Origin of the sequence: Pedobacter sp. W3I1 (assembly GCF_030816015.1) — a bacterium.
Lineage (GTDB): Bacteria > Bacteroidota > Bacteroidia > Sphingobacteriales > Sphingobacteriaceae > Pedobacter.
On sequence record NZ_JAUSXN010000001.1, the window covers coordinates 1,540,142 to 1,553,102 of the forward strand.

General features: G+C 37.5%; 14 protein-coding genes. 3 read left to right on the plus strand and 11 right to left on the minus strand.

Annotation, left to right across the window (positions count from 1 at the left end; all coding sequences use genetic code 11):
• Nucleotides 1–290 precede the first annotated feature (290 nt).
• The 7 genes from QF042_RS06620 to ilvE form a co-directional block, all read right to left on the minus strand.
• Nucleotides 291–758: a DinB family protein gene (locus tag QF042_RS06620; RefSeq protein ID WP_307526516.1), complete on the minus strand. Its 468-nt coding sequence runs from the start codon at nucleotides 756–758 to the stop codon at nucleotides 291–293.
• Between the two features lie 160 nt (nucleotides 759–918).
• Nucleotides 919–1,557 (minus strand): acetolactate synthase small subunit, encoded by a 639-nt coding sequence (ilvN, locus tag QF042_RS06625; protein ID WP_057931987.1) that lies wholly within the window; start codon nucleotides 1,555–1,557, stop codon nucleotides 919–921.
• 139 nt (nucleotides 1,558–1,696) lie between these two features.
• On the minus strand, nucleotides 1,697–3,448 hold the full coding sequence (gene ilvB, locus QF042_RS06630) for a biosynthetic-type acetolactate synthase large subunit (RefSeq protein WP_307526520.1): 1,752 nt from the start codon (nucleotides 3,446–3,448) through the stop codon (nucleotides 1,697–1,699).
• 21 nt (nucleotides 3,449–3,469) lie between these two features.
• On the minus strand, nucleotides 3,470–4,060 hold the full coding sequence (locus QF042_RS06635; protein ID WP_307526522.1) for an ORF6N domain-containing protein: 591 nt from the start codon (nucleotides 4,058–4,060) through the stop codon (nucleotides 3,470–3,472).
• A 47-nt stretch (nucleotides 4,061–4,107) separates the two neighbouring features.
• The gene (ilvD, locus tag QF042_RS06640) at nucleotides 4,108–5,790 is read right to left on the minus strand and encodes a dihydroxy-acid dehydratase (protein WP_307526524.1); all 1,683 of its coding nucleotides are present in this window, start codon (nucleotides 5,788–5,790) and stop codon (nucleotides 4,108–4,110) included.
• A gap of 248 nt (nucleotides 5,791–6,038) precedes the next feature.
• Nucleotides 6,039–6,617 (minus strand): O-methyltransferase, encoded by a 579-nt coding sequence (locus QF042_RS06645; RefSeq protein ID WP_307526526.1) that lies wholly within the window; start codon nucleotides 6,615–6,617, stop codon nucleotides 6,039–6,041.
• 127 nt (nucleotides 6,618–6,744) lie between these two features.
• Nucleotides 6,745–7,635 (minus strand): branched-chain-amino-acid transaminase, encoded by an 891-nt coding sequence (ilvE, locus tag QF042_RS06650; RefSeq protein WP_307526528.1) that lies wholly within the window; start codon nucleotides 7,633–7,635, stop codon nucleotides 6,745–6,747.
• Nucleotides 7,636–8,336: 701 nt separating this feature from the next.
• Here ilvE and QF042_RS06655 point away from each other — a divergent pair.
• Both QF042_RS06655 and QF042_RS06660 read left to right on the plus strand, forming a co-directional pair.
• Complete coding sequence (locus tag QF042_RS06655) at nucleotides 8,337–8,873, plus strand: alpha/beta fold hydrolase (RefSeq protein WP_307526530.1); 537 nt, start codon at nucleotides 8,337–8,339, stop codon at nucleotides 8,871–8,873.
• Nucleotides 8,874–8,892: 19 nt separating this feature from the next.
• Nucleotides 8,893–9,288: an alpha/beta fold hydrolase gene (locus QF042_RS06660; protein ID WP_307526531.1), complete on the plus strand. Its 396-nt coding sequence runs from the start codon at nucleotides 8,893–8,895 to the stop codon at nucleotides 9,286–9,288.
• Nucleotides 9,289–9,340: 52 nt separating this feature from the next.
• On the opposite strand, the gene QF042_RS06665 is transcribed toward QF042_RS06660, so the two are convergent.
• From QF042_RS06665 to atpD, 4 genes are all read right to left on the minus strand, one after another.
• The gene (locus QF042_RS06665) at nucleotides 9,341–9,637 is read right to left on the minus strand and encodes a HigA family addiction module antitoxin (RefSeq protein ID WP_131533901.1); all 297 of its coding nucleotides are present in this window, start codon (nucleotides 9,635–9,637) and stop codon (nucleotides 9,341–9,343) included.
• A gap of 7 nt (nucleotides 9,638–9,644) precedes the next feature.
• Nucleotides 9,645–9,920 carry a type II toxin-antitoxin system RelE/ParE family toxin gene (locus tag QF042_RS06670; RefSeq protein WP_307526535.1) on the minus strand — a complete coding sequence of 92 codons (276 nt, stop codon included), beginning with the start codon at nucleotides 9,918–9,920 and terminating at the stop codon, nucleotides 9,645–9,647.
• Between the two features lie 120 nt (nucleotides 9,921–10,040).
• Complete coding sequence (gene atpC / locus QF042_RS06675) at nucleotides 10,041–10,286, minus strand: ATP synthase F1 subunit epsilon (RefSeq protein WP_055912620.1); 246 nt, start codon at nucleotides 10,284–10,286, stop codon at nucleotides 10,041–10,043.
• A gap of 86 nt (nucleotides 10,287–10,372) precedes the next feature.
• On the minus strand, nucleotides 10,373–11,875 hold the full coding sequence (gene atpD / locus QF042_RS06680; RefSeq protein ID WP_307526539.1) for a F0F1 ATP synthase subunit beta: 1,503 nt from the start codon (nucleotides 11,873–11,875) through the stop codon (nucleotides 10,373–10,375).
• 161 nt (nucleotides 11,876–12,036) lie between these two features.
• On the opposite strand from atpD, the gene QF042_RS06685 reads away from it, so the two are divergent.
• Nucleotides 12,037–12,960: an SDR family oxidoreductase gene (locus QF042_RS06685; protein WP_307526541.1), complete on the plus strand. Its 924-nt coding sequence runs from the start codon at nucleotides 12,037–12,039 to the stop codon at nucleotides 12,958–12,960.
• Nucleotide 12,961 lies beyond the last annotated feature (1 nt).

A 12,961-nucleotide genomic window follows, 5' to 3' on the forward strand; every position in this document is an offset into this window, starting at 1 on the left:
TTCCTGCCTCAAATCAATTTATTTAATTATTATTTATTTGTTCTTTAATCGCCATGGTTCGTGTCTTCACGAATCGTTTTTTCCTTTGGTTTGATTACACAGATATAGTGATTTCACCGGTTTTTTTATTTGAAAAGCAGGTTTCTGTGCTTTTCGGTTATTTCAGTCCCGCTTTTCGTAAAAATTTTAGACTGTACTTCGACTACGCTCAGTATGACAGTCTAAAATTTTTACTGCTATCGGGTTTATTTTAGTCGGGTCTGTTTTTCAAAAACATCCGCCCTAAACCTCTAGCATACTAGTTTCTTTAGCACCCATGCGTAACCATAATGTACGTTGTCATGACCGATCGTTGTAATCAGTATTTCTTCTATGCTGTTCATCTGTACGCCATAGGTAGCTGTTGTGAAAGGTGTGATGTTCGAAAATTTTCCATTTGCATAATCTTCTTTTATTCTTTCAATGCTCTCTAATGCAATGGCTTTTAATTCTGCTACTTCTTCTTCCGTTACCGTATAAGTTGGCTTTGTATCCTTTTTATAATACTCGTTAAATTTTACCGAGGTTGCATCTTGCAATACACCCGTACGAACATAACAAAGCGTTTGTGTACTCACTACAATGTGGCCAAAATTCCAGATGATGTTGTTGTTATAACCATCAGGAATTTTATTCAATTCTTCGATTGTTAAGCCATCGATTAACTGAATAAATGCCTTGCGTGAGTTTATTATAAATTCAAATATCTGATTCGTCATGTTATATTCTGTATCTATCTAATTATCGTCTTATCTTTCAGCTTCGGTATTGTGTCTTATCTTTCAGCTTCGGTATTGTGTCTTATGCAGTTAACCGCAAAGACGCTAAGGTTTTCGCAAAGGTCGCTAAGCAATATGCCTTTAACCTTCCACCTTTAAATTACATGGTAAAGATTTTTTGTCCTTTTTCTAAAAACTCATTTTCTACCAATTCTTCACCTGGTTCGAAAGCTTCGAATTCTTTCAGTTTTTCGTGGAAACCCGCACTGTCTTTAATAATGGCTACTCTTGCAGATCTTACAAATTCAATGAGTTCGTAAGGTTCTAAAGCTTTTACCAAAGCATCGGTTTCTTCTCTGTGCCCAGTTACTGCAAAAACAGTATAATCTTTACGGATCACCACCGCACTTGCACCATACTGTCTCAATAAACGCTCTACTGTTACTTTTTCTGCAATTTCATCAGTAGAAACTTTGTAAAGTGCCAGTTCCTGCCAGATAATTTCTTCGTTGGTGTTGAAATAAACTTTCAATACCTCAATTTGCTTTTCTATCTGACGGGCAAGCTTTCTCACCACTTCGTAACCTTCGTGGATGACGATATTGAAACGGTGTATTCCTTCAATTTCTGATGCGGAACTGTTTAAACTTTCGATATTGATTTTTCTTTTCGAGAAAATAATCGCAATTCTGTTGAGTAAACCGATGCGGTTTTCGGCATACACCGTAATGGTATATTCCTGTTTTCCTTCCAGGTCAACAGTGTCTTCTGTATATTTTATTTTATCTTCAGTACTCATGATAGTTTCTTTTTTACGTATTCGTCATTTCGACCTTGTGGAGAAATCTTTAAATGTTGTTAAAGAAAGATCTCTCTCCCGAAAGTTCGGGACTGCGCTTCAGTCGAGATGACGATTACGCTAGCTTTTACCTTTCTACTTATTTTAACCTGATTTCGCTTACACTCATTCCTTGCGGAACCATTGGGAAAACATTATTTTCTCTGCCTACCATTATTTCCAGCAGGTAAGCTCCTTCGTGGTTGATCATGGTTTCTAGCGCTGTTCTAAGGTTTGCACGTTCATCAACTTTATCTGCTTCGATGTAGTATGATTTTGCTAAAGCCACAAAGTCAGGACTGGTGATATTCACGAAAGAATAACGTTTATCATGAAATAACTGTTGCCATTGGCGAACCATCCCTAAAAAGCGGTTGTTCAGGATCAGGATTTTTACCGCTGCACCGAATTGCATAATGGTACCCAATTCCTGAGGTGTCATCTGGAAACCACCATCACCAATAATGGCAATGACTGTTTTATCAGGAGCACCATATTTAGCGCCAATTGCGGCAGGTAAACCAAAGCCCATTGTGCCTAAACCACCTGAAGTAATATTACTGCGGGTATTGTTGAATTTCGCATAACGACAGGCTACCATTTGGTGCTGACCAACATCGGTAACAATTACGGCATCACCACCACAGATTTCATTGATGTTACGCAGTACTTCGCCCATGGTGATTTCATCTCCTGTTGGATAAAGTTCTGGAGTAATGACCTGATCTATTTCCTCCTGATTGTATTGTCTGAATTTAGCCAACCAATCTTCGTGTTTATTTTCGTTAACCAAATTGGTTAATAGGGGTAAGGTTTCTTTACAATCGCCCCAAACGCCAACCTCAGCTTTAACATTTTTATCAATTTCAGCAGGGTCGATATCTAAATGTACCACCTTAGCTTGTTTAGCATATTTATCTAAACGGCCAGTTACACGGTCATCAAAACGCATTCCGATGGCAATAATTACATCCGCTTCATTGGTTAATACGTTCGGCCCATAATTACCGTGCATACCTAACATACCTACATTTAATGGGTGTGAAGTTGGAATAGCACCTTCGCCCATAATGGTCCATGCCGCAGGAATACCTGTTTTATTAATAAATGCTTTAAATTCTTCTTCAGCTTTACCCAAAATAACACCTTGTCCAAATAAAATGAAAGGTTTTTTTGCTGAGTTGATTAATTCGGCTGCCTGCTCGATATATTCAACCCTAACTTTTGGTTTCGGGCGATAACTGCGGATGTGGTTACACTTTACATATTCAGGAAATTCCTCCAATTGTAACTGTGCATTTTTGGTAATATCGATTAAAACCGGTCCTGGTCTGCCGCTTTTAGCGATGTAAAAAGCTTTAGCCAAAACCTCCTGGATTTCCTTTGCGTCAGTAACCTGATAATTCCACTTGGTAACCGGTGTCGTAATGTTAATCACATCGGTTTCCTGAAAGGCATCTGTTCCTAATAAATGGGCAAAAACCTGTCCGGTGATACAAACCAATGGCGTACTATCGATTTGCGCATCTGCCAAACCGGTAACCAAATTGGTTGCCCCTGGCCCACTGGTTGCGAAAACAACACCAACTTCGCCGCTTGCTCTTGCAAAACCCTGAGCAGCGTGGATGCCACCTTGCTCATGGCGAACTAAGATGTGTTCTAATTTATCAGCATAATCATAAAGAGCATCATAAATAGGCATGATTGCTCCTCCCGGATAACCGAAAATGGTGGTTACACCTTCTTCAATTAATCCATTCAACAAAACCTGCGAGCCTGTTCCTTTGAATAAGGTTTTTGAGGTTTCTGCTTTCGCCTCGTTTTGTTGTATTGTATCTTGTGCAGTTTCCATAGTTATGTTTTTGCGGTTCTACTATTCTTTAATTTTAAACCCAATTCTTTGTCTATCGTTCCATTTTAATTGAGCAATTTTCTCGTCTATTAAATTTTCCATTGCATCATAAAGCTCGTTGAGCTGAACATCATGTTCGCCAATCCGTTCTTTAATTTCTGTCAATTGTTCGTTAATGTTGCTTTGTTTCAACAAAATTTTACGAACATCAACAAAGGCTCTCATAATGGCGATGTTCATATTAATCGCCTTATCGCTCTTTAAAACGCCACTTAACATGGCTACACCTTGTTCTGTAAAGGCATAAGGCAATTTTCGAGTACCTCCCCAACTTGAAGTCACAAATTGTGACTTCAAGTTGGTTCCGCCTGTCATCACAATTTGTGATGATGTACCCTGATTACTTGCATCAATCTGAAGTCTTATCTCTTCAAATTCAGCAGAAGTTAACTGAAACATAAAATCTTCCGGAAAACGCTTTATGTTACGTTTTACCGCCTGATTCAGTACCTTCGTTTCAACTTCATAAAGCGATGCCAAATCGAAATCCAGCATTACTCTTTCTCCCCGGATTTCATAAATCCTATTCTGAATACTTTTAATTATTTGCATAATCTATTTTATTAGTAATCAATTAATCCAGGGATGATTTTTTGATTTTAATATTCGTCAGTTACGCAACCACTAGCTGCATCTGAAACTGTTTTAGCATATTTATATAAAACACCTTTTGTTACTTTTAATGCTGGTTGAACGTAGTTTTTTCTCCGCTCGGCAATCACCTCTTTACTGACTTGCAGGCTGATGATATTGTTTACAGCATCGATCAAAATCCGGTCTTCATCTTCTACTAAGCCGATTAAACCACCTTTGTAAGATTCAGGAGTAATGTGACCAACCACAAAACCATGTGTACCACCTGAGAAACGTCCATCAGTAATCAAAGCCACCGATTTACCTAAACCAGCACCAATAATGGCTGAGGTTGGTTTTAACATTTCAGGCATACCTGGCGCACCTACCGGCCCCGAGTTTTTAATTACAATTACATCACCAGGTTGAACACGTCCGTTAGAAATTCCGGCAATTAAATCGTGTTCACCATCAAATACACGTGCAGGACCTTCAAATTTCTCACCTTCTTTTCCACTTATTTTCGCTACTGAACCTTTTTCTGCCAGGTTTCCGTAAAGAATCTGTAAATGACCTGTTGCCTTAATTGGCTCACTTAATTTCTGAATGATTTTTTGATCATAATCCATAACCGATTTTACATCGGCTAAATTCTCAGCCATGGTTTTTCCGGTTACGGTTAGGCAATCGCCATGTAATAAACCTTCATTCAATAAGTATTTTAATACTGCCGGGATCCCACCATATTGATGTAAATCCTGCATTAAGTATTTTCCACTTGGTTTAAAATCGGCAAGTACTGGTGTTACATCGCTCATGCGTTGGAAATCATCCTGGGTGATTTCGATACCGATAGCTTTACCCATTGCAATAAAATGCAATACTGCATTCGTACTGCCACCTAAAATGATAATAGAACGAATGGCATTTTCGAATGCTTTTCTCGTCATGATATCAGATGGTTTGATATCTTTCTCTAATAAAATTTTGATGTATTTACCTGCATCTAAACATTCTTGTTTTTTCTCCTCGCTGATTGCTGGGTTCGAAGATGAATAAGGCAAACTCATACCTAAAGCCTCAATTGCTGATGCCATTGTGTTTGCAGTATACATCCCCCCACAAGCACCTGCACCAGGGCAGGTATGTTTTATGATGCCCTGATAGTCCTCCTCAGAAAGGTTGCCACATATTTTCTGCCCCAAAGCCTCGAAAGCCGACACGATGTTCAATTCTTCGCCTTTGTAATGGCCTGGGGCAATTGTACCACCATAAACCATAATTGAAGGACGATCTAAACGTGCCATGGCCATAATTGCGCCAGGCATGTTTTTATCACAGCCAGGAATAGAGATAATTCCATCGTAATATTGGCCACCGCAAATGGTTTCGATGCTATCGGCAATTACGTCACGGCTTACCAATGAGTAACGCATACCATCTGTACCGTTGCTCATTCCATCGCTCACTCCAATGGTGTTAAAAACCAAGCCCACTAAATCATTATTCCAGACCCCTTTTTTTACATCTTTTGCAAGATCGTTAAGGTGCATATTGCAGGTGTTACCATCGTAACCCATACTTGCAATACCGACCTGTGCTTTAGCCATATCAGCATCAGTTAATCCGATTCCGTAAAGCATAGCTTGCGCTGCCGGTTGTGTAGGGTCTTGTGTAAATGTTTTACTGTACTTGTTTAATTCGCTCATTGTTTAAAAGTGTATGTATGCTGTTGTATTTCAATTATTTCTTTTCGAGGCAAAAAAAAAAACCGCCTCTTTTTAGGAGGCGGTTTCGATATGGTATATTTTTTATATTATACGCAACGATTTCCACCTCTCTTTTGAGAAATGACAATAATTAGGTTGCTAATAATGTTTGTGTTTATATTCATGTCTTTGATGAATCACAAACATACTAACTATTTAAAAAAAGCAAAGAACTATTTTAATGTTATTTATTTTTTTACTCCGATTACGATTCCTGTTGCCCAAACCTGCTTGGTTAATTGCAGGTCATTACGGGATTCTAAATCTTTGATTAATTTAATCGCTTTCTCTTGATGACCGTCAGGCCAATTCGATTGGGGCAGCATATCATCAATGATGTAAAGTCCGCCGGTGTTAAGCATGGATAGCGCCTCATCTAAAAGCAAGTATTTTCCATGCCAGGTATCAGCAAAAATATAATCGAATTTTTTGTCTTTATTCTTTTCGATCCACTCCGCTCCATCGGTATCAACCAATGTTAAACGATCATCACCGCCGAGAAATGTTTTGGCAATGGCTAAAAATTTAGCATCGTTATCTATCGAGGTAAGTGTACTTTCCTGATCTAAACCATCTAATATCCAGGAAGTAGATAAACCTGTTCCGGTTCCAAGCTCCAGAAATTTACCTGAAGGTTTGGTGGCCGCAAGTGTTCTGAGTAAAGAGCAGGTCAACACATCAGATGCCATATCAAACCCTGATGCTTTTGTTGCACCATTAATTTGTTGGTAGGCCTTCGGGAAGTGTTGATTGATTTCTTCAGTCATTTGCTTTTAAGTACTTTTTTATTGTTTAAAATTCTTTTTGGTTGATGGTTTTTTAGTTCATGGTATATGGCCGAATTGGCTATCAACTAACTATTGGCTATTTAACTATCAAACAGTATGCTACCAGCTATATAATCACTTCGTAATTTACTTTTTCCAATACCAGGTTTTTATAGGCACGTTGTATGGTATAACCGATAGATTCTCGCCATAGTGAACGATAAACAATCTCATCAATTGAGGCAATGCCGGCTATCTCAGTTGCTGTTCCGCATAAGAAAGCGCTGTCGGCATTTTTAAGATCTTCTATGGTTAATTTTTTTTCTATACACTCTATATCCAAAACAGTGCAAAGCTCTTTTACAGTTGCACGGGTAATGCCCGGTAAAATGTTCCCTAAAGATGGGGTATATAATTTTCCGTCCTTTTCGAGGAAGATATTAGCTCCGGATGCTTCGGCAACAAAGCCGTGCATATCTAAAAGCAAAGCTTCGTCGTAACCTTTAATATTTGCCGCTGTAGTAGCTAAAATAGAATTAACATAGTTTCCACTCAATTTCGCCTCCATTGGAATCGATTTTGGGTTTGGCCTTTCGTAATCGGAAACCGTTAATTTTAACAATTTATTGCCAGAATATGCATCCCATTCCCAGGCACATATTAAGATTGAAACCCCGGTTGGTTCGTTTAATTTCATGTTTGGGTGGCAAAACACCAAAGGGCGGATATAAGCATCTTTCAGTTTGTTCAACTGAAGTAATTTATAGGTTGCAGCAATTAATTCTTGTTTATCCCATGGGAATGGGATGTTTGCCAACTGGCAGGAACGCTCTAAGCGGTCGAAATGTGCGGCAGCTTTGAAAATGCGGTTGCCGTTGTGTGTTTTATAGGCTCTAATACCCTCGAAAGCAGCATAGCCGTAGTGTAGCGACTGTCCGTAAAGATCAGTACTACTATTTACAGCCTTTTCAAACTGTCCATCAAGGTAAATAATGGTATTAGAATTATAATATTTCATCTGTTTATTCTTATTGTTTTTTAACCGTCAGATGGAGCTTATCATGATAAATAAGCATTCCATTTTTTATTTTAACTATGTATCATGGACGGTTCATAATACTGTGTTTTGTTATTTAAAAAAAGCGTCCCGTTTGTATCGGGACGCTTTAGGTATATTTAGTTTTTTAAAATCTATTTAAACTGCGTCCGCTTATTACCCCATAAAATGTTTAGGAGTAGGAGGTTAAGTAAAATGACAGGTAACAGCACTACATTACCAGCTGCTTTTGCAGTAGTATAGGTAGAAAATATGTTGTGCTGAAAGGTCATTATTATCTTATTGTTTATAAAAACCAATTTAGTTTTTGGTTCATTAATATGCAAGAGAAATCAGAAAAAAGTTAAATCAGAATATTATTCTTATATTTTATATATAATCGGAATATTATTCTTAATGAGAGTTAGATTAGTTATTTAATGCCGATAGCCGTAGACCAGATATCAAAACGGTATACGGTCTATTTGTTATGCTTGCATTATAAATTTTCTATTTTTCTGCCTAAAATGACCCAAAGTGCTTTGAAAATTGAAAATTTGTGCGATATTTTGGTGTTGAAATGTAAAGAAAAATTGCTGCTTTTATTTAGGTATACAATTAGTATGATATGCATTTATTACTTATTGGAAATAGTTGCGTAATTTACTGTCAGAAAAATAGCGATGAAAATAATTTATATCTTTTCGATCCTTTTAACCGGATTATTTAGTGGTTGTTCTTCACCAGGTTCGACACTTCGTCTTAAGAAGGGTAATCAAAGCATTTTAACTTCTGATACGGTGAAATTATCTGTTCAAATAGTGGGCAAAGGGCCAGTTTGCATCTATTTGCATGGAGGTCCTGGTCAGGATTTTCTTTCTTTTGAGAAAATGGGCGGAGCTAGTCTGGAGAAATGTTTAACGATGGTTTATCTGGATCAAAGAGGATCTGGTCATTCGCAAGACGCAAAGAATTATAGTTTAGACCGGGTTGTTCAGGATGTTGAAGAACTGCGGTTAAAACTGGGGGTAGAAAAAGTGTACCTACTTAGTCATTCATTTGGTGGTATCCTGGCCATTAATTATGCGCTCAAATATCCGGAACATTTATCTGGCATAATCATGGCTAATGCAATAGCTCATTTTATGAACCCAAACCAGGTGAGGGAGCAAATTGAATACGGATACCGGTTATTGAAAAAGGAATACTACTATAAATGATACAGATTTTAAAAAATTAATGAATGGGGCGACGCTGGTTAGAAAGAAGTTAAGCGCGATGCATCTTGGATATAAATATATTGCCAATGATGTAAATACCATTATTAAAATGGATAGCATCGAAAATTCTTATAAACGGACCTCGGATTTCGGAATGACGCTTTTTATGCCTTTGATGGATAGCACAAAGGCGCAGAAGTACCCGGAATATTTTAAAGATTATGCTTTACTTACCAATGAGGTCAAAATACCTACCTTAATTGTAACGGGTAAGGATGATCATGCCGTTGGCCCGGATTATTATAAAAATTACAAATTTCCGAACCAGAAAGTAGTGCAGATAGATGGTTCGCACATGCTTTATTATGAAAAGAACGGGGAATTTACTGCGGCTGTTTGTGATTTTGTTAAATAGTACACAAAAACAAAAAGCCTCAGAGATTTTTAAATCGAGAGATCTTTATTAACTATGATGCTATTGCGAAAAGTTTGATATTTTGAAATTCTTTTTGTTTTTCATTCAATTCACTTTCAATATCGTAGTCATCTTGTAAACCAAGCCAAAATTTTGCAGAGTTCCCAAAAAAGATGCTAAAACGCAATGCTGTATCTGCTGTAATTCTTCTCTTGCCTTTAATTATTTCAGAAATACGGGTTTGAGGAATATTTGTTTCTTTCGCTAAGCGGTAAGCCGTAATATTTAAAGGAATAAGAAATTCTTCATTCAGAATTTCTCCGGGATGTATGTTTGGTAGCTTTTCCATTGTTCTTTTAATGATAATCTATAATTTCAACTTCACTTGCATTTCCGTTTTCCAAAATTATTCTCCATTGGTCATTAATTCGGATGCTATAATAATCTTTCAGATTGCCTTTTTTCTTTTCCAATTTATTTGATGGTGGTATAGTTAAATCTTGAATGTTTTGGGAATTGCTTATCATTCTTAATTTTCTACGCCCAATGGTTTGAATTTCTAAAGGCATTTTAGAAACTCTGATGCCATTCCATATTTTTTCTGTGTCTTTAGAGCCAAAAGAAAGTATCATGCTAACTTTTTACGTTACTAACGTTAAAGGTAGGTAATTGTTTTTTGAAATACTAATAAAAACAAAAAACCTCCCAGATTTTTAAATCGGGAGGCTTTCTAAATGAGTTAATTATTTTGTTTAAGCGATACCTTCGGCTAAAACCACAATTTTGTTGTGGATAGCTTCAACTACACCGCCTTTAATAAAAAAGCGTTGCTCATCAGCTTTGTTTGCTTTTATAATAACTTCTCCATCTTCTAAAGTAGAGATGATAGGGGCGTGGTCTTTTAAAATCTGGAAAGAACCTAAAGTACCAGGAACCGTAACAGCTGTTACTTCACCTTCGAAAACTTTTTTATCTGGAGTTAATATTTCTAAATTCATTTTTTTTAGATTTAAGTATCAAGTAGCTAGTATCAAGTAGCAAGATCCTGTTTGTTGTCCTGATACTTAATACCCAAATCTCGATACTAGTTCGCTTCTGCTAATAATTTTTTACCTTTTTCGATCGCATCTTCAATGCTACCAACTAAGTTAAATGCAGCTTCCGGATACTCATCAACTTCACCATCCATGATCATGTTAAATCCTTTGATGGTATCTTTAATGTCAACCAATACACCTTTTAAGCCAGTAAATTGCTCAGCTACGTGGAAAGGTTGAGATAAGAAACGTTGAACACGACGTGCTCTTGATACGACTAATTTATCTTCTTCAGATAATTCGTCCATACCTAAGATTGCGATGATATCTTGTAATTCTTTGTAACGTTGTAAAGTTTCTTTAACACGTTGTGCAGTGTTATAGTGTTCGTCACCTAAAACAGCTGGAGAAAGGATACGTGAAGTAGAATCTAATGGATCTACTGCAGGGTAAATACCTAACTCGGCAATTTTACGCGAAAGTACCGTAGTAGCATCTAAGTGGGCAAAGGTTGTTGCCGGAGCCGGGTCAGTTAAATCATCCGCTGGTACATATACCGCTTGTACTGATGTAATTGATCCACGTTTTGTTGAAGTAATACGCTCTTGCATTAAACCCATCTCAGTTGCCAATGTTGGTTGGTAACCTACAGCCGATGGCATACGACCTAATAAAGCCGATACCTCAGAACCTGCCTGCGTAAAACGGAAGATGTTATCAACGAAGAAAAGAATATCTTTTCCAGCGCCTTCACCATCACCATCACGGAAATATTCAGCAACAGTTAATCCTGATAATGCTACACGTGCACGTGCACCAGGAGGCTCGTTCATTTGACCGAAAACCAATGTTGCTTTAGATTCTTTTAATTTTTCAGTATCAACAGCTTTCAAATCCCATCCACCTTTTTCCATTGAGTGTAAGAATTCGTCACCATAGTTGATTACACCTGACTCAATAAACTCACGAAGTAAATCGTTACCCTCACGAGTACGCTCGCCAACACCTGCAAATACTGATAAACCAGCATAAGCTTTCGCGATGTTGTTAACCAACTCCATAATTAATACCGTTTTACCTACACCAGCACCACCGAATAAACCGATTTTACCACCTTTTGCATATGGCTCTAATAAATCGATTACTTTAATACCTGTAAAAAGCACCTCAGTTTCAGTAGATAAATCTTCGAACTTAGGAGGAGTAGCATGGATAGGGCGACCGCCTGTTTTATCAACTGTGTTGATACCGTCAATCGCTTCACCAACTACATTAAATAAACGACCTTTAATTTGGTCGCCAACTGGCATTTTAATCGCAGCACCAGTATCAACTACGTCCATTCCACGAACTAAACCGTCTGTAGAGTCCATCGAGATCGCACGTACACGGTCTTCACCTAAGTGCTGTTGAACTTCTAAAACAATTTTTTGTCCATTTTCTTTCGTTATCTCTAACGCATCAAAAATTTTAGGTAGATGGGCATCATTAGCAAAGCTAACGTCAACCACTGGGCCGATAATTTGTGCTATTTTTCCTAAGTTAGGCATATCTGTTGTGAGTAAATTTATTACAGTCAATGAATTAAAGCTGTTTACAGGGGCTCCAATTCGGTTGGCAAAGTTAAGTTTTTCTTACTTAATTTTAAATATATATTATAAATTTTTTCAACATGGTTTTTATGGATAATTTAGTGCCCTAAATAAGGCATATGAAAACCATTTTAACAACAGGCAGCAACGGTCTTTTAGGACAGAAATTAACTGAAAAAGTGCTTGCCGAGAGAAGGGTGAAATTGGTAGCCACTTCAAAGGGCGTAAACCGCTATCCGGTAAAGGATGGTTATGAATATGCAGAAATGGATATTTTAAATGCGGTTCAGGTTAAGGAACTTATTGAAAGATACAGCCCTGACGCCATTGTGCACACCGCTGCCATGACCAATGTTGATACTTGTGAAGCCAATAAAGAGCTTTGTCGCCAGTTAAATGTAGATGCAGTCCAAACACTACTATCAATATGTGAAGAAAAAAACATTCAGCTTATTCATTTAAGTACCGATTTTGTTTTTGATGGTGCCAACGGGCCTTATAAGGAAGAAGATGCCGTTAATCCGGTAAGTTACTACGGCGAATCGAAAGTGCTGGCAGAAGATTTATTGAAAAATTCAAAAGCAAACTGGGCAATCTTAAGAACCATATTGGTATATGGGATCACCAGCGATATGAGCCGGAGTAATATTGTACTTTGGGCTAAAGGGGCTTTAGAAAAAGCATCACCTATTAATGTTGTAAACGATCAATGGCGTATGCCCACTTTGGCGGAAGATTTAGCTGAAGCTTGTTTGTTGGCTGTGGAAAAAAATGCAAAAGGAATTTACCACGTGTCGGGTAAAGATTACATGAGTATTGCAGATTTAGTGCGAAAAGTTGCCGATTATTGGGGGCTTGATCAATCTTTTATTAATGAAATAAGTTCTACAAGTTTAAACCAAACGGCTAAACGACCAATTAGAACAGGTTTTGTTTTGGATAAAACGATTAAAGATTTAGATTACCGTCCACATAGTTTTGAGGAGGGTTTAATAATTTTAAATCAGCAGATGAAAAAAGATAATCAGTTCACTAGTCATTAGT